Here is a 16927-nt window from a genome sequence, read left to right on the forward strand (position 1 = left end):
CCCCCAAAATACTGCATACCCGGGGAAAGGACGCGAGCCATGACGGATGCTGCACCGCTCCACACACCCCTGGGCGAGAGTCCGGCCGGCCCGGCCGGGGCGCGGGGCGCGCCCCGCCGCACGGCGGCACGGGCGGACACGGACCACGAGGCCGGCGAGCGGCTGCTCGCCTCGCTCGTACCGCTGCTCGCGGAATGGCTGCCCCGGCAGCGGTGGTTCGCCGGGAAGGGCCGGCCCATCACCGGCTTCACCCTCGTCGCCGCCACCGAGCTGCTGCCCCACCGCGCCGGAGCCGGCGCCCCGGGCCTGCTGCACCTGCTCGTCCGCGCCCAGCAGCCCGGCCCGCCGGCCGGACACCCCGCCGGCAGCGACCTGCTGGAGCCGAGCGGACCGGCGGTGCTGCCCGGCACCGACGACTGCTACCAACTCCTGCTCGGCGTCCAGGACGTGCTCCCCCCGCAGCTCGCGCACGCCGTCGTCGGCCGCCCGCACAGCGGGCCGCTGGGCGGCCGCACCGTCTACGAGGGGCTCGCCGACCCCCGGCTCGCGGCCCTGCTGCTGGAGCGGCTGCGGGTGCCCGGCCGGCTCGGCCCGCTGCGCTTCACCCGCGAGGAGGGCGTCACGATCTCCGCCGGGCTCACCCCCCGGCTGCTCGGCGCCGAGCAGTCCAACTCCTCGGTCGTGTACGGCGAAACGTACATCCTCAAACTCTTCCGCCGCGTCTGCCCCGGCACCAACCCCGATCTCGAACTCCCCCGCGCCCTCGCCGCCACCGGCTGCGCCCGGGTACCGGCGCCCGCCGCCTGGTTCGAGGCCGAACTGCCCGACGAGGGCGGCGCGGCGATGACCCTCGGCGTGCTCCAGCCCTATCTGCCCGGTTCCGCCGACGGCTGGCAACTGGCGCTCAGCGCCCTCGCGGTCCGCGCCGACTTCGCCGCCTCCGCCCGGGCCCTGGGCCATGCCACCGCCGAGGTCCACCTCGCGCTCGCCGAGGCCATGCCCACCGTCGTCCTGCGCCGCCCCCAGCTGGAGCACCTCGCCGCCGCCATGACCCGGCGCCTGGACACCGCCGCCAACGCCGTTCCCGCGCTGCGCCCCTACCGGGCGGCGCTGCGCGGCGCCTACGAGGAGCTCGCGGCCCTCGGCCGCGCCGGGCGCACCTGGCACGCCCAGCGCATCCACGGCGATCTGCACCTCGGCCAGGCGCTGCGCACCGCCGAGGACGGCCGCTGGGCGCTCATCGACTTCGAGGGCGAGCCCGCGCGCCCGCTGGCCGAACGCTGCCGGCCGCAGCCCGCCGCCCGCGATGTCGCGGGCATGCTGCGCTCGTTCGACTACGCGGCGGCGGTCGGCCGGGCCGGCGGCAGCGCGTGGCCGGAACGGGCCCGCGCCGCGTTCTGCGAGGGCTACGCGTCCGTGCACGGCGACCCCCGCGAGGAACCCCAGCTGCTGCGCGCCCACGAGACGGACAAGGCCGTCTACGAAGTCTTCTACGAGGCCCGCCACCGCCCCGAATGGCTCCCGGTCCCGATGTCCGCGATCCGCCGCCTGGCCGGCGCGTCCGCCGACGAGGCGTCACGGCCGGTACCGGCGGCGACGGGGGCGCGGGCGCGGCCGGCGCCCAGGGGTACGGGCGCGTGCCCCGGGGAGAGCCCGCCCGGCCGGCGGGCACAGGACGCCGCGCGCGGGGCATCGTGCGCGACGGGCCCAGCCGACGGGCGTCCGTCCCGCACCGGATACGCGCCAACGCCCGCGCCGAGCCGGGCTGTCGGCGACACCCCGGAAGCACCGGGCACGCCCCGCCTGTACCACGACGCCCGTGACAGCGGCGCCGACGCCGCACCGCCGCACGCGGCAGACCCGGCCGACACGCGTCCGTCCCGCACCGGATACGCGACAACACCCGCACCGGACCGCGCCGTCGGCAGCACCCCGGAGCCACCGGGCACGCCCCGCCCGTACCACGACGCCCGCGACGCCGACACCACACCGCCGCACGCGGCAGGCCCGGCCGACGCGCGTCCATCCCGCACCGGGTACGCGACAACGCCCGCGCCGGACCGCGCCGTCGGCGGCGCCGACGCCGCACCGCCGGACGGCGCGCGGCATCCCTGACCCGTCCACCGGACCGACCGCCCCGCGACCGTTGTACCGAACCACCCCCGGCCGCCGCCGGGGAACCCGAGGAGGATCCGCCCCGTGACCGCCCGACCGCCGTCCAGCCGCCCGTCCCGCGAGCCCGGGGCCGCGCCTTCTTCCGCTCCCCGCGACCCTCTTGGCGTGCCGGCCACGTTCCTGCCGGGGGCGGGTGCCCGGGCGCCCGGCCGCGCCGACGGCACCGGGACCCCGGACCCGGACGGCGCCCGTACGAGCCCGGCGGCACCGGGCCGTGCGGAGGGCGCCCACCCCGCCGTCCGCCGCGCCGACCCCCTCGACCCCGCCGACCGGGACCGGCTGCTGCGCGGCGCGCACCACGATCCGCACGCGCTGCTCGGCGCGCGCCCCGTGCCCGGTGGCGTGCTCTTCCGGGCGCTCAAACCCTTCGCGCGCCGGGTCGAGGTGCGCGCGCCCGGGCTGCGGGCGCCGCTGCACCCGGAGGGCGACGGGCTCTTCGGGGGCGTACTGCCCCTGGAGGAAGTCCCCGACTACCGGCTGCGGGTCACCTACGACGAGGCCGAGCCCGAGCTGCACGACCCGTACCGCTTCCTGCCCGCCCTCGGCGAGCTCGACCTGCACCTGATCGGCGAGGGCCGCCACGAGCAGCTCTGGCAGGCGCTGGGCGCGCGCCCGATGGAGCACCAGGGCGTGACCGGCACCCGCTTCACGGTGTGGGCGCCCAACGCCCAAGGCGTGCGCGTCGCGGGGGACTTCAACTACTGGGACGGCACCGGCCACCCCATGCGCTCGCTGGGCGGCTCGGGCGTGTGGGAGCTGTTCCTGCCGGGCGTCGGCGAGGGCACCCTGTACAAGTTCGCCGTCACCCGGCCCGACGGCACGACGACGCTGCGCGCCGACCCGATGGCCCGCCGCACGGAGGCCCCGCCCGCCAACGCCTCCGTCGTGCACGCCTCGCACCACGAGTGGCGCGACGCGCGGTGGATGGCGCACCGCGCGGACCGGCCCGTGCACGAGGCCCCGTTCTCCGTGTACGAGGTGCACCTGCCGTCCTGGCGCCCCGGGCTGACCTACCGGCAGCTCGCCGCGCAACTGCCCGCCTACGTCAAGGACCTGGGCTTCACGCACGTGGAGTTCCTGCCGGTCGCCGAGCACCCCTTCGGGGGCTCGTGGGGCTACCAGGTCACCGGCTTCTACGCGCCGACCGCGCGCCTGGGCACCCCCGACGACTTCAAGTACCTCGTCGACGCCCTGCACCGCTCCGGCATCGGGGTGCTCATGGACTGGGTGCCCGCGCACTTCCCGCGCGACGACTGGGCGCTCGCGGAGTTCGACGGCCGGCCCCTGTACGAGCACAGCGACCCGGCGCGGGCCGCGCACCCGGACTGGGGGACCCTGGAGTTCGACTACGGGCGCACGGAGGTGCGCAACTTCCTGGTGGCGAACGCCGTGTACTGGTGCGAGGAGTACCACATCGACGGGCTGCGGGTGGACGCCGTCGCCTCGATGCTCTACCTCGACTACTCGCGCGAGCCGGGCCAGTGGACGCCGAACGAGCACGGCGGGCGGGAGAACCTCGACGCGGTGGCGTTCCTCCAGGAGATGAACGCGACGGTCTACCGCCGCTGTCCCGGCGTCGTGACGATCGCCGAGGAGTCCACCGCCTGGGACGGCGTCACCCGCGCCACCCACCACGTGGGCGCGGGCGGCCTCGGCGGTCTCGGCTTCGGCCTGAAGTGGAACATGGGCTGGATGCACGACTCGCTGCTCTACATGGCCAAGGAGCCGGTCCACCGCAAGTACCACCACGGCGAGATGACGTTCTCCATGGTCTACGCCTACAGCGAGAACTACGTGCTGCCGATCTCGCACGACGAGGTCGTGCACGGCAAGCGTTCGCTGGTGTCGAAGATGCCGGGCGACTGGTGGCAGCAGCGCGCCGACCACCGCGCGTATCTGGGCTTCATGTGGGCGCACCCGGGCAAGCAACTGCTCTTCATGGGGCAGGAGTTCGCGCAGGGCGCGGAGTGGTCGGAGGCCCACGGCCCGGACTGGTGGCTGCTGGACCCCTCGTACGCGGCGGAGCCGGACCACCGGGGGGTGCGCGAGCTGGTCCGCGACCTCAACCTCTGCTATCGGGCCACGCCCGCGCTGTGGGAGCGCGACACCTCCCCGGAGGGCTTCCAGTGGGTGGCCGGCGACGCCGGCGAGGACAACGTCCTGGCCTTCCTGCGCCTGGCGGCCGACGGCTCGCCGCTGCTGGTGGTCTGCAACTTCTCGCCCGTGGTGCGGCACGCGTACCGCCTGGGCGTACCGCCGGAGCACACCGCCTGGCAGCAGGTCCTCAACACCGACGGGGCCCGCTACGGCGGCAGCGGCGTCACCGAGGACGAACCGGTCAAGGCGGAAACGGCCCGCAGCCACGGCCGCCCGGCGAGCGTCACGGTGACACTGCCGCCACTGGCGACGGTGTGGCTGCGGCCGGTGGCCCCCTAGCAACGCGCGTGCCCCGCGCCCCCGTTGCGAGGGCGCGGGGCACGAAGACGGACCCGGGGCCGGGTCAGACGCGCTCGGCCTCGCGCTGCTCGGCCGGGGCCTCCGCGGCCGCGGCCTGCGTCGCGGCGCGGCGCGGCAGCAGGAAGCCGACCAGGACCGTACCGACGCCGAGGATGACGGCGCCGACGACGCTGGTGTGCGAGACCGCGTCGGCGAACGCCTTGTGCACGGCGTCGACGACGTGCTGCGCCTGCTGGGCGCCCAGGGCGGCGGCCTTCTCGGCGCCGACCTTCGGCGCGGCGCCGGCGGCGACCTGCTCGCCGACCTTCTGGGCCACGGCCAGGCCCGCGCCCACCGAGTCCTGCGCGACGCTCAGCGCCTTCTCCGGCAGCTTGGGGCCGCCGGAGGCGGCCACCTGGGCGGCGGCGTCACCCAGGTTGGAGGAGTAGCTCTTGGCCAGCACCGTGCCGAGGATGGCGATGCCCAGGGAGCCGCCCATCTCGATGGAGGTGCTGTTGACGGCGCCGCCGACGCCGAGCTGGGTCTCGGGGAAGGAGCCCATGATGGCGTTGGTGCACGGCGACAGGGACAGGCCGATGGCCAGGCCCAGGATCACCAGCGGCAGCACGAAGTCGTTGTAGGTGGAGTCCGCGTCGATGCGGGTCAGCAGCGCGATGGCGACCGTACCGACGGACATGCCCAGCGCGACGGTGACCTTCATGCCGAACTTCGGCGTGAGCACCGCGGTCAGCGCGCCGCCGACGAAGACGGCACCGGCCAGCGGCAGCATCCGCACACCGGTGTCCAGCGGCGAGTAGCCGAGCACGAACTGCAGGTGCTGGGTGAGGTAGTAGAAGGCGCCGAAGACGGCGAGGAAGAACAGCGCGACGGCCGTCGTGGAACCGGCGAACGCGCGCTGGGCGAAGCGGCGCACGTCCAGCACCGGGCGCGGGTGGCGCAGCTCCCACACGATGAACAGCACGAAGCCGACGCCGGCCACGACGGCGGCGGTGATCGCCTTCGCGCCCCAGCCGAAGTGCGGACCCTCGATGATCATGTAGATCAGCGAGCCGACCCAGATCACGGACAGCAGCCCGCCGATGTAGTCGATCTTCTCGATGTTGCTCGCCTTGGACGGCGGCACGAGCACGAACGCGCCGACGATGCCGAGCGCGGCGATCGGCACGTTGATCAGGAACGTGGAGGCCCAGCCGTGGTCCTCCAGCAGCGCGCCCGCGACCAGCGGGCCGACGGCGATGGCCAGACCGGCGGTCGCGGTCCAGATCGTGATCGCCTTGGCGCGCTCGGCGCGCGGGAAGGTCGCGGCGAGCAGCGACAGCGTGGCCGGCATGATCATGGCCGCGCCGACGCCCATCGCGGCCCGCGCGGCGATGACGCCGCCCGCGCTGTCGACCAGCGAGCCGGCGACGGAGGCGGCGCCGAAGACGAGCAGACCGAGGGTGAGCGCCCCGCGGCGGCTGTACTTGTCACCGACGGCACCCAGGATCAGCATCAGCGCGGCGTACGGCACGGTGTAGCCGTCGATGACCCACTGCAGGTCGGAGCTGCCCAGGCCGAGGTCCTTGACCATGTCCGGCGCCGCGACCGTCAGGGACGTGTTCGCCATCACGATGATCAGCAGGCTGATGCACAGCACGCCGAGCGCCGCCCAGCGCCTCTTGTAGGGACCGTCCATCTCGTCGACCGGTGTCGACACGGCGAGGCCCATCGGCCACCCCTCTCCATCACTTGCACACTGTTGTGCAATTACACAGTAGTGTGCAATTTAAGGGGCTGGGCCGTCGCGTGCCAAATGAAGGGCAAAATGACGGTCAGGAGGCGGGCTGTCGCGTCCTCCACGACCTCCACGTCCTCCACGACCGAGAAGGGACCCGCCCCATGGCCGGGAGAGCCGACGCCAACCGCCGTCGCATCATGGACATCGCCCTCGCGGAGCTGCTGCGCGACGCGGACGCGAGCATGGACCAGATCGCGCGCGCCGCCGGCGTCGTACGGCGCACCGTCTACGGGCACTTCCCCAGCCGCGACGCGCTGATCGGCGCCCTCACCGACGACGCCGCGGAAGCCGTCGCCGAGGCCCAGGCCGCCGCCCTGCAAGGCGTCGACGACCCGGCCGAGGCCCTCGCCCGCTCCATGCTCGCCGTCTGGGACATCGCCGACGGCTACCGCCTGCTCATCTCCCTCGCCCAGCGCAGCGTCACCGTCGAGGGCATCCACCGCCGCATGGCCCCCGTCCGCCACGAGTGCACCGCGATCCTCCAACGCGGCCTGGACGAGGGCCGCTTCGTCTCCCCCCTCCCCGCCGAGGCCCTCGCCTACGTCCGCGAACAACTCCTCTTCGGCCTCATGCAGGCCGTCAACGACGGCGTCCTGCCCCCGGAACAGGCCGGCCGCTCGGCGGCGGTGACGGCCCTGACGGCGGCGGGCGTACCGGCACGGGAGGCGGGGGAACTGGTGGCGGGGCTGACGTAGCGGCCGCGGTACGGGACGCTACGGAGTCGGTAGGGGCGTACGTACACTCCGGGGCCGGTACGGGCGTACGTGCGCTCAGCCGCCGCCCTCGTCACCGGAACGCTCCGGCACCCGGTACCCCGGCACGGACGGCCAGCGCACCGTCAGCACGACGGACTCCTCCTCCGCGTACCAGGAGTGGTCCACGCCCCGCCCCCACACGACGTAGTCCCCCTGCTCGACGAGGACGACACTGCGCCCGGGCAACTCCACCCGGAACCGGCCATTGATCAGCACCAGCAGCGCCGTCCGCTCCTCACCGGTGACCCACCGCGCCCGCTCGTCCCCCTTGGGATGAACACCCCACTTGATCTCGACGTCCTCGCTGTGCCGGGGATCGCCGGCCGCCTTGAAGTGCCCGAGCAGCCAGCCCCGGTCGAGGGCGGCGTCGCGGCCGGCGTTGCCGGTGTACACGGTGTCGTTCACATCTGCGGACGCTAACAGCCCACGTCAGGAGTCGGGCACGGCCCGCTCACCCGGTGCGCCGAGTCGGGGAATCCCCCACACCGCTTCGGGAGGCACGTCCGGCAGCGGCATCCGGAGCGAGCCGTAGTCGGTGTGACGCTCCATGCCGCACAGGCGGCAGCGATCCACGCCGTACGGGCCGGACCAGCCTCCTCCGTGTTCGCAGGGAAGGGCCACGAGCCGCCCGAGCGCGACCCGGGGTGCGGGCATGGCGGTCATGAGTGCACGATCCGCTGGTGCCGGACGAACTCAACGTTCCACGCTTCGGCCTCGGCGTGGCGCCCCAGTCGGGTGGCGCTGTGGTACCGAAGGCGGATCTCGGCACAACGCAGGCACCATCGGCGCAGCTCCGCACAGACACGGGGATCGACTGGCCCGCCTCCGGATTCCGGATACCCGTCTTGACCGGTTGACGCACTCATGAAGCCGCCTCCGAACATCGATGTCCCGCGCCACAGCCATGCGTGGGAGCGAATCCCGCACTTCGTTCAACTCGCGGGCTCGCACGACCACTTGGCGCGCTCTCCGCATGGCGATGACCATAGAGCAGGCCGTAGAACGTCTGCTACTGAATCAGGCGCACTCGTTTGACTGACACGTCGTTCAGACGACCGACATGACAGCATGAGGGCGACCTCGAAGGAGGAGAAGCGTGCCACCGAGGACAGCACCAACCGCACGACAGCGCCGACTTGGTACAGAGCTGCGCAAGATGCGCGAGCGCGCAGGCTTGAACGCACCGCAAGCAGCAGAACAGCTGGGAACGAACCGAACCGGTATCAGCAACATCGAAGCGGGCCGCTTCGGCGTCAGCGGAGAACGCGTGCAAGCACTCGCCCGGATCTACACATGCACGGATCAGCCATACATCGCCGCCCTCGTCGCCATGGCCGAGGAACGTGGCCGCAGCTGGTGGGAGGACTACCGGGGAACTCTGTCCGCAGGCGCCCTCGACGTTGCCGAGCTCGAATATCACGCCTGCAGTCTTCGTTCGGTCCAAATCATGCACATCCCAGGACTGTTGCAGACCGAGGACTACGCCAAGGCCGTGCTGTCGACAGCACTCCCCAAGCCTTCACCGACGGAGCTGCGGCGGAGGCTTTCCTATCGCATGCGACGACGTGACATCCTCGACCGTGAAAACCCGCCGCATTGCACTTTCGTCATCCACGAGGCCGCGTTGCGGATGCAGTTCGGCGGCCCCAAGGTCACGCGCCGTCAGCTGGAGCACACTCTGGAGGCATCGGAGCGCGGGAACGTCACCGTGCGCGCGATCCCCTTCAGCGCCGGCGGTTTCCCCAACTCCGGTACGTCGACGCTGTATGTGTCGGGGCCAGTACCGCAGCTCGACACCGTCCACCTCGATGTCGCCCACGGCAGTGCGCTGCTGGACGCGGAAGACCACCTGGCCAATTACCGGGCTATCCTGGACCGCACACAGGAGATTTCGCTGAACCCCGAAGAAACGCGCGACCTGATGCGCGATGCGGCCAGACGACTGTGAAGGCGTGGCATGTCGGAAATCCGGTGGCAAAAATCCTCGTTCTCCACGGACGGGAATGAGTGCATAGAACTCTCCCGCTCCCCCAGGGGGATCTTCATACGCGAGGGCGACAGCCCGAACCATTTCGTCACGACGAGCCCGACACGGTTGAAAGTCTTCATGAGCGGCATCAGATCCGGCAAGCTCCCACTCACCTGCCGAGGGTGAGCTCATCACCAGTTGCAGCATCAATGAGTCTGCGACCGCCCAGCGGGGCATGGAGTCTGACGTCCACGTGGTCGACGCGGTCCCTCTCGTCCTCGCACGGGGCCTTGAAAACCATCCCTGTCCTCAGCGTCAGCACGACAGAGGCCGGCGACTCCTGGGCGGCAAGCTGCGGGCGCGCCCCGCCGCAATGAGGGAACCAGCCCTCGGCGACCGAGACGGTGCGCCCGTCGCCGCTGACCCACACTTTGCCGATTCCGCTGACCTTGCGGTCGTGATGCATACGGTCGTCCCACCGCCACCACGCCGTCACCGCCACGGCGACAACCACCACCGCGCCCGCGATCCACAGCATGGGCTCAACTCGCTTACGGTGAGCAGACATCACGATCCGGGCTCCAGCGATCATCCGGTGACGAGCGTCGGGCCGAGGCCCGTCGTCACCATGACCGTACGCGGATCGGGCGGCCCGTCTTACGTCAACCCGAAACACACCCCCCAGTGGGCCGGAAGGGGGCCGCGGGACGGGTTTCACCGGTAGCGTGAAGCTGAATGACGCCCCAACCACCGCCCACAGCAAGGCCGTTCCCATGCTCATGCTCTTCGAACCCCACGACCAGGACTTCGGGACAGCCGCCGGCGCGCTGGCGGACCGTGTCGACGCATGGGCACGTGAACACGGCGCCGAGGCGGACACCTTCACGGTGGGGTCGGCGCTGGAGTACCGCCACCACGGAACGGTCGACGGCCGGCTGGGGCTGTGGCAGGAGCGCCACGTCGGGGAATTCCTGCTGGACTGGCTGCCGCGCCAACTGACCGTGCTGCCCGGTCAGCCGCTGCCGGACGGGCCGGGGGATCTGCTGGCCCTGCTGCGGTATCTCGACGCCATGGGTCTGGCCGATCCGCGCGGGGACGCCCTGCCGGTGCTGGAGCGGGCGGTCGGGGCCGCAGCCGGGGAGTTCGCGGACGCGATGGCGGACCGTACGCGGTGGGGCCCGGCGAAGTTCTGGGCGGCGACCGCCGCCGAGCAGGGTGTGGACGTCACGGACCCGGACGCGATGACGCGCTTCACCGAGCGTGCCCGACGGGACGAAGTGCCGTACGACCGCAGGGCACTCGACACGATCATGCGGCGGCACCTGCTGACCGGCCCGGCCCGGGTGCCTCGGGCGGAGCCGCAGTTGCCGGTCGTTCTGCCGCCCGAGGACGTCCTGCGGGAGCAGGCCGCCGCCACGGCGTCGGCCGGGCAGTTGGCCGGGCTGGCCGCGTGGGCGGGGAGCGGACAGCCGCTGACCAGGCTGGGGCGGCTGCGGGTCGCCGACGCCCGCCGGCTCGCGGAGACGCTGGAGACGGGTGACCGTGCCACAGCGCCGCGCAGCAGTGCCGAACTGCCGCGCCTGAGCCTGCTGTTCGCCATGGCGAAGCAGGCGCGGCTGATCAGGGTGGCTAAAGGCCGCGCGTACGCGGTCGCCAAGGCGCGCCCCGTCATCGCGGATCCGCTGGCCCTGTGGGAGCGGGCCTTCACGGCGCTGTTCGAGCTGCGGGAGCCGCTGCTGGGCGGCACGGGCTGGTCCTCGGGCCCTTCCCTGTTGTACACGGCCTATGAGGACGTGCTGCCGGACGTCCTCAACACCCTTTACAGCCTGCCCCATCCGATGCCGTGGCCACGGCTGCGCGCGTCGGTCCACTTCGCCTACGGGTTGCGCTTCGATCTCGGTGCCGTGCCCGAGCACGTACGGCGGCTGTGGCTGCTGGCCGCCGACCGGGACCTGCGCCGTGTCCTGGACGCCCTGGAGGACCTCGGGGCGATCGCCCGTGAACAGGGCATGGCCGACCCCGCCTACCTCGACATGACCGGCCTGGACGGGACCCCCGGCGAGGATGCCGACTCCCCCGAACCGCCCGACGGCCTGCCGCCGGAGCTCGCCCGGCCCCTGGGCGCCGTCCCGGGACCCCCGGACCCGGACTCCCGCGCGAGTGCACAAGCCCTGCGCGAGGAACTGACCGCAGGACCGGTGGAGTTGATCCGCCTGACCGACCTGGGCACCTACGCGGTGCGGCAGCGGCTGCTGGCCGAGGGCCGCAGCGCCCCGCTCGTCGGTGAGCTCGCCCACGCCTGCGCCACCGCCGTTCTGGGCGTCGTGTCCCAGGAGTACGACCCGGACAGCGCCCGCGCGGAGCTCTCCGCCTGGGCGGAGGCCCACGGCGGGCCCGAGCACGCACGCGGCCTGCTGCTGGACGCCGTGCGCGAGAGCCCGTTCCGGGTCCGGTCCACGGCCTTCCTCGACACCCTCACCGCCGCCCTGCCCGAAGGGCAGCGCCTGCCCCACAGCCTGCGCGGCGACCCACAGCTCGCCCCGACCGCGCTCAGTGTCCTCACCCACCGGGACATCCTGGCCCCCGAGGACCTCACCGGCACCGAGTCCGCGCTCCTGGTCGCCGAGAGCCTCCTGCAACTGCTGGAGTCCGGCGACCAGGACGTGTTCGTGGAGCACCTGCTGGCCGCCGGCCGCCGCGACGCGCAGACGATGATCGGCGCCGCGCTGGGCTCCGGCCACCCCGACCGGGACGGCCTCGCGCGTCTGGCCCGTATCGCGGACGGACCGCTGCGTGCCCGCGCCACCCAGCTCGGCCGGCTGAACGCGGCCCGCGCCCGCCGGCGGCAGAGCGGCGCGGGGAAGCGGGGGCGCCGCCGCTGACGGCGGTACGGCCCGTACGGCGGCCGGCCCGTACGGCCCCCGGCGTGCGGGATCCCGCCCACAGCGCGAGCATGGACTGTGGATGGATGGTGAACAGGCACGCACCCGTTTCCTCAGGAGGCACGCCATGACCACCGCCAAGGACATCATGCACCCGGGAGCGCACTGGATCCCCAAGACCGAGACGCTGGAGCACGCCGCGATGCGGATGCGCGATCTCCATGTGGGCGCGCTGCCGGTCAGCGACGAGGACGAGCGGCTCTGCGGGATCATCACCGACCGCGACATCGTGATCAAGTGCGTGGCCGAGGGCCGCGACGCGTCCACGTGCACGGCCGGTGACCTGTGTGTGGGCACGCCGCGCTGGATCAGCGCGAACGCGGACGCCGACGCGGTGCTGAGCGAGATGGAGACGCACCGCATCCGCCGGCTGCCGGTGATCGACGAGAACAAGCGGCTGGTCGGGATGATCAGTGAGGCCGATCTGGCCAAGCATCTGGACGAGCACCAGATCGCGGAGTTCGCGCAGAAGGTGTATGCGGCGTCCTGACCACCCCGGGGGGTGGCGATCGAGGCCAACTCCCCGGGAGAAGTACCCCTCTCACACCCCGGCCGCGCTCTTCTCCTCCCCTCGGGCCGCGGGCCCGTCCGCCGTCGCCTCCTCCGTCAACACCGCCTCGTCGAAGGGGAGTCGGCCCGCGAGCACCTCCCGGCACCGTCCCGCGTCGATCTCCTTGGTCCAGGTGCCGACCAGGACCGTCGCCACCGCGTTGCCCGCGAAGTTGGTCATCGCGCGGGCCTCGCTCATGAAGCGGTCGATGCCGACGATGAGGCCGACGCCGTCGACCAGTTCCGGCCGGTGGGACTGGAGTCCGCCGGCGAGCGTGGCGAGCCCGGCGCCGGTCACCCCGGCCGCGCCCTTCGACGCCACGATCATGAACAGCAGCAGCGAGATCTGCTGCGACAGCGACAGCGGCTCCCCCATCGCCTCGGCGATGAACAGGGACGACATGGTCAGGTAGATGGCCGTGCCGTCCAGGTTGAAGGAGTAGCCGGTGGGCACGGTGATGCCGACGACGGGCCGGCTCACGCCCAGGTGCTCCATCTTCGCGATCAGGCGCGGCAGCGCGGACTCCGACGACGAGGTCGACAGGATCAGCAGGAACTCGCGTCCCAGATACTTCAGCAGGGCGAAGATGCTCACGCCGGCGACGAGGCGCAGCAGCGCGCCCAGGACCACGACCACGAACAGCCCGCACGTGACGTAGAAGCCGAGCATGATGACGGCGAGGGACTTGAGCGCGTCGACGCCCGTCTCGCCGACCACGGCGGCCATCGCGCCGAACGCGCCCACCGGGGCGGCCCACATGATCATGGCGAGGATGCGGAAGACGAGCTTCTGCACATGGCCGATGCCGCGCAGGACGGGCTCGCCCGCGCTGCCCATGGCCTGCAGGGCGAAGCCGGCCAGCAGGGCCACCAGCAGGGTCTGCAGGACCTGTCCGCCGGTGAAGGCGGAGACCATGGTCGTGGGGATGATGCCGAGCAGGAACTGGGCGGTGGACTCGTGGGCGCCCTTGGCCTGGGCCTCTCCGGCGTGCCGCAGGGAGTCGGTCAGGTGCAGCCCGCTGCCGGGTTCCAGGATGTTGCCGACGACGAGCCCGATGGCGAGGGCGACGGTGGACATCGCGAGGAAGTAGCCGAGGGCGAGCCCGCCGACGGCGCCGACCTTGGCGGCCTTGCGGACGGAGCCGATGCCCAGCACGATCGTGCAGAAGATGACGGGCGAGATCATCATCTTGATGAGGTTCACGAAGCCGGTGCCGAGCGGCTTGAGTTCGACGGCCACGCCGGGCGCGGCGAGGCCGACGGCGATCCCGACGACGACGGCCGCGATCACGGCGAGATAGAGGTAGTGGGTGCGGTCGCGGCGGCCGGGGCGGCCAGGGCCGTGCGTAAGGGACGGCGGCGTTGGCGGTGACTGCGTTGTCACGGAGCGTCTCCTCGGGGTGTGCGGCTCGTGGGTCCCCTCTCCCGACAAGTGGGGGCTCCGGCGAACTATGCACGCCTCTGTGACTGTGGTCACCCTTATGTGCATTACGTTCACGGCCCGGGCCCGGTGCACACTGTCGGCCATGCGCAGACCCCGCATACGCCGCCCGCGCAGCCTGGCCGGGCAGCTCTTCGCGATGCAGATCGTGCTGGTCACCGCGGTGGTGGCCGGCTGCGCGGCGTTCGCGTACGCGGCCGACCGCGGCGAGGCCGAGGAGTCCGCCCGGCACCGGGTGACGGCCGCGGCGGCCGCCGTCGCCGCGTCGCCGGACGTACGGGAAGCGGTGCGCTCGTCCGATCCGGCGGCGGTGCTGCGTCCGTACGCGGAGCAGGTGCGTCGCGACTCGGGCGTGGACTTCGTGACGGTCATGAGCCCGCGGGGGATCCGCTGGACGCACCCGGACCCGGCGCGGGTCGGGGAGCCGTTCCTCGGGCACACCGGACCGGCGCTGGCGGGGCGGATGTTCTCGGAGACGTACACGGGCACGCTGGGGCCCTCGGTGCGGGCGGTGGCGCCCGTACAGGACCGGGGGGAGGTCACGGCGCTGGTCAGTGTGGGGATCACGGTCGAGGCGATCAGCGCGGAGGAGCGGCGGCAGCTCCTCTGGCTGCTCACCGTCGCGCTGGGCGCGCTGGCGCTCGGCGGGGCGGGTACGTACCTGCTCACCACCCGGCTGCGGAGGCACACGCGGGGGATGAACGCGGCCGAGCTGGCCCGGATGCGCGACTACCACGAAGCCGCGCTGCACGCGGTACGCGAGGGGCTGCTGCTGCTCGACGGGCAGCGGCGCGTCGCACTGGTCAATGACGCGGGGCGGGAACTCCTCGGCCTGCGCGGCGAGCCGACCGGCCGGCACGTCACGGAGCTGGGGCTGCCGCCGGCGCTCACGCGGGCGCTGCTGGCGCCGGAGCCGTGCGTGGACGAGGTGCTGCCGACGGCCGAGCGGATCGTGGTGCTCAACACCTCGCCGGTCTCGGGCGGCGAGCGCTGCGGCACGGTCGTCACGCTGCGGGACCACACGGAACTCCAGGAGCTCTCCAGCGAGTTGGACTCGGTGCGGGGCTTCGCGGAGGCGCTGCGCTCGCAGGCGCACGAGGCCGCGAACCGGCTGCACGCCGTGGTCTCGCTGATCGAGCTGGGCCGCGCGGACGAGGCCGTGGACTTCGCGACGTCCGAGCTGGAGCTGGCGCAGGCCCTGACGGACCGCGTGGTGGCGGCGGTCGCGGAGCCGGTGCTGGCGGCGCTGCTGCTGGGCAAGGCGGCGCAGGCCCATGAGCACGGGGTGGAGCTGCTGCTGACCCCGGAGACGCGCGTGGACGACGGGCTGCTGCCGCAAGAGCTGCCGCCGCGCGATCTGGTGACGATCCTCGGCAATCTCGTCGACAACGCGATGTCCGCCGCCGAGGAGGCGTGCCGACGGGCGGAGCCGGCTGCCGGGGGGCCGGACGGTTCCGGGGGCCTGGGCGTTTCCGGGGAGGCGGACGGCTCCGGGGGGCCGGACAGGCGCGCGGGGTCCGCGCCGTGCGCCTTCGCGCAGGACTGCGCGGGGACGGACGGGCCCGCGGCTCTCGGCGTGGTCCCGCCGGAAGACGCCGCGCGGTCCGGCGCGTTCACCGCGGGGGGCACCACTGAGGCGTACGGAGCGGACGAGCACGACGGTGCCGGCGGAGCGGACGGGGGACCCGGCCCGGACGGCCCCCGGTGCGCGCTCTCCAGCACCTGCGACCAGACCCAGGGCGGGCCCCTTCCCGCCGCGCGGCCCGCGCGCGTTACCGTCACTCTCCGCCCCGACGGTGGCGAACTGCTCATCCGCGTCGCGGACACCGGGGCCGGCGTGCCGGAGGAGGCCGTGGAGGATGTCTTCCGGCGCGGCTGGTCGACCAAGGAGCCGGGCGCCTCCCCGCACGGCCGGGGCATCGGGCTCGCGCTCGTCCGGCAGGCCGCGCGGCGCAACGGCGGTACGGTCACGGTGGCCGGATCCCCCGAGGGGGGCGCGGAGTTCACCGTCCGGCTGCCGCTGGCCGCGCAGTGCGCGGGCGGGGCGGCGGCCGCGGGAACCGGGGTGCGGCCATGAGTACATCCCCGCCCACGGAAGCGCGCCCCCCGGTCCGCGTGCTGGTCGTCGAGGACGACCCCGTGGCCGCCGCCGCGCACGCGCAGTACGTACGGCGCGTACCCGGCTTCACCCTCGCCGGGGTCGTGCACTCGCGGGGCGACGCCTCGCAGTTCCTCAAGCGCACGGCCGTGGACCTGCTGCTGCTCGACCTGTACCTGCCGGACGGGCACGGGCTGCAGCTGGTCCGCTCGCTGCGGACCGCCGGGCATGCCGCCGACGTCATCGCGGTCACGTCGGCGCGTGATCTGGGGGTGGTGCGGGAGGGCGTCTCGCTCGGGGTCGTGCAGTACGTCCTCAAGCCGTTCACGTTCGCGACGCTGCGGGACCGGCTCGTGCGCTACGCCGAGTACCACGCGGTGATCGGCGAGGCCAGTGGGCAGGAGGAAGTCGACCGCGCGCTCGCGGTGTTGCGCGCCCCGCAGCCGGCCGCGCTCCCCAAGGGGCTGAGCCTGGACACGCTGCAGACGGTCACCGACGCCCTGCGCGCGGCCGGCCCCGACGGGCTCACCTCGGGCACGGCGGGCACGGACCTGGGCATGTCCCGGATCACCGCGCGCCGCTACCTGGAACACCTGGTGACAACGGGCCGCGCCACGCGGGCCCCCCAGTACGGGCAGGTGGGCCGGCCGGAGCTGCGGTACCGGTGGGTGACGGAGCGGGGTTGAGGGGGCGGGGGTGACGGGGCGGCCCGTACGGGGTGCGTGAGGCGCGTACGCGCGCGACAGCCGCCGCCCGCAGGGGCA

Annotated in this window: 14 protein-coding genes; 9 read left to right on the forward strand and 5 right to left on the reverse strand. The window is 73.1% G+C overall.

Features of this window, described 5'->3' with window-relative positions; translation table 11 throughout:
* Positions 1-39: 39 nt before the first annotated feature.
* Together ACFP1Z_RS14000 and glgB are read left to right on the forward strand one after the other, a co-directional pair.
* Positions 40-2115 carry a maltokinase N-terminal cap-like domain-containing protein gene (locus ACFP1Z_RS14000; RefSeq protein ID WP_390316521.1) on the forward strand — a complete coding sequence of 692 codons (2076 nt, stop codon included), beginning with the start codon at positions 40-42 and terminating at the stop codon, positions 2113-2115.
* 84 nt (positions 2116-2199) lie between these two features.
* Complete coding sequence (gene glgB, locus ACFP1Z_RS14005) at positions 2200-4611, forward strand: 1,4-alpha-glucan branching enzyme (protein WP_390316523.1); 2412 nt, start codon at positions 2200-2202, stop codon at positions 4609-4611.
* A 64-nt stretch (positions 4612-4675) separates the two neighbouring features.
* Here glgB and ACFP1Z_RS14010 read toward each other — a convergent pair whose 3' ends face one another.
* Positions 4676-6340 carry an MFS transporter gene (locus ACFP1Z_RS14010; protein WP_390316525.1) on the reverse strand — a complete coding sequence of 555 codons (1665 nt, stop codon included), beginning with the start codon at positions 6338-6340 and terminating at the stop codon, positions 4676-4678.
* A gap of 170 nt (positions 6341-6510) precedes the next feature.
* On the opposite strand from ACFP1Z_RS14010, the gene ACFP1Z_RS14015 reads away from it, so the two are divergent.
* Positions 6511-7104: a TetR/AcrR family transcriptional regulator gene (locus ACFP1Z_RS14015; RefSeq protein ID WP_390316526.1), complete on the forward strand. Its 594-nt coding sequence runs from the start codon at positions 6511-6513 to the stop codon at positions 7102-7104.
* A 75-nt stretch (positions 7105-7179) separates the two neighbouring features.
* On the opposite strand, the gene ACFP1Z_RS14020 is transcribed toward ACFP1Z_RS14015, so the two are convergent.
* A complete protein-coding gene (locus ACFP1Z_RS14020) occupies positions 7180-7569 on the reverse strand; it encodes a cupin domain-containing protein (protein WP_390316527.1) in 390 nt (129 codons plus the stop codon).
* 24 nt (positions 7570-7593) lie between these two features.
* The gene (locus ACFP1Z_RS14025; RefSeq protein WP_390316528.1) at positions 7594-7827 is read right to left on the reverse strand and encodes a DUF6255 family natural product biosynthesis protein; all 234 of its coding nucleotides are present in this window, start codon (positions 7825-7827) and stop codon (positions 7594-7596) included.
* Positions 7828-8260: 433 nt separating this feature from the next.
* Here ACFP1Z_RS14025 and ACFP1Z_RS14030 point away from each other — a divergent pair, with 433 nt between their 5' ends.
* Together ACFP1Z_RS14030 and ACFP1Z_RS14035 are read left to right on the forward strand one after the other, a co-directional pair.
* Positions 8261-9112 (forward strand): Scr1 family TA system antitoxin-like transcriptional regulator, encoded by an 852-nt coding sequence (locus tag ACFP1Z_RS14030; protein ID WP_390316529.1) that lies wholly within the window; start codon positions 8261-8263, stop codon positions 9110-9112.
* A gap of 9 nt (positions 9113-9121) precedes the next feature.
* Entirely contained in the window at positions 9122-9319 is a 198-nt protein-coding gene (locus ACFP1Z_RS14035) for a DUF397 domain-containing protein (RefSeq protein WP_390316530.1), read from the forward strand.
* Here the strand turns inward: ACFP1Z_RS14035 and ACFP1Z_RS14040 are convergent.
* On the reverse strand, positions 9303-9701 hold the full coding sequence (locus tag ACFP1Z_RS14040; protein WP_390316532.1) for a hypothetical protein: 399 nt from the start codon (positions 9699-9701) through the stop codon (positions 9303-9305). The two genes, ACFP1Z_RS14035 and ACFP1Z_RS14040, sit on opposite strands and share 17 nt — an antisense overlap.
* A gap of 157 nt (positions 9702-9858) precedes the next feature.
* On the opposite strand from ACFP1Z_RS14040, the gene ACFP1Z_RS14045 reads away from it, so the two are divergent.
* Positions 9859-12015 carry a hypothetical protein gene (locus tag ACFP1Z_RS14045; RefSeq protein WP_390316533.1) on the forward strand — a complete coding sequence of 719 codons (2157 nt, stop codon included), beginning with the start codon at positions 9859-9861 and terminating at the stop codon, positions 12013-12015.
* Positions 12016-12142: 127 nt separating this feature from the next.
* Positions 12143-12565 carry a CBS domain-containing protein gene (locus tag ACFP1Z_RS14050; protein WP_390316534.1) on the forward strand — a complete coding sequence of 141 codons (423 nt, stop codon included), beginning with the start codon at positions 12143-12145 and terminating at the stop codon, positions 12563-12565.
* Between the two features lie 51 nt (positions 12566-12616).
* On the opposite strand, the gene ACFP1Z_RS14055 is transcribed toward ACFP1Z_RS14050, so the two are convergent.
* Positions 12617-14008: a cation:dicarboxylate symporter family transporter gene (locus tag ACFP1Z_RS14055; RefSeq protein ID WP_390316536.1), complete on the reverse strand. Its 1392-nt coding sequence runs from the start codon at positions 14006-14008 to the stop codon at positions 12617-12619.
* Between the two features lie 142 nt (positions 14009-14150).
* Here ACFP1Z_RS14055 and ACFP1Z_RS14060 point away from each other — a divergent pair, with 142 nt between their 5' ends.
* Positions 14151-16142 carry a sensor histidine kinase gene (locus ACFP1Z_RS14060; protein WP_390316538.1) on the forward strand — a complete coding sequence of 664 codons (1992 nt, stop codon included), beginning with the start codon at positions 14151-14153 and terminating at the stop codon, positions 16140-16142.
* A complete protein-coding gene (locus ACFP1Z_RS14065) occupies positions 16139-16849 on the forward strand; it encodes a response regulator (protein WP_390316539.1) in 711 nt (236 codons plus the stop codon). Before ACFP1Z_RS14060 ends, ACFP1Z_RS14065 begins: the two co-directional genes overlap by 4 nt.
* The last annotated feature ends 78 nt before the right edge of the window (positions 16850-16927 follow it).

This window comes from Streptomyces gamaensis, from assembly GCF_042656465.1.
Lineage (GTDB): Bacteria > Actinomycetota > Actinomycetes > Streptomycetales > Streptomycetaceae > Streptomyces > Streptomyces gamaensis.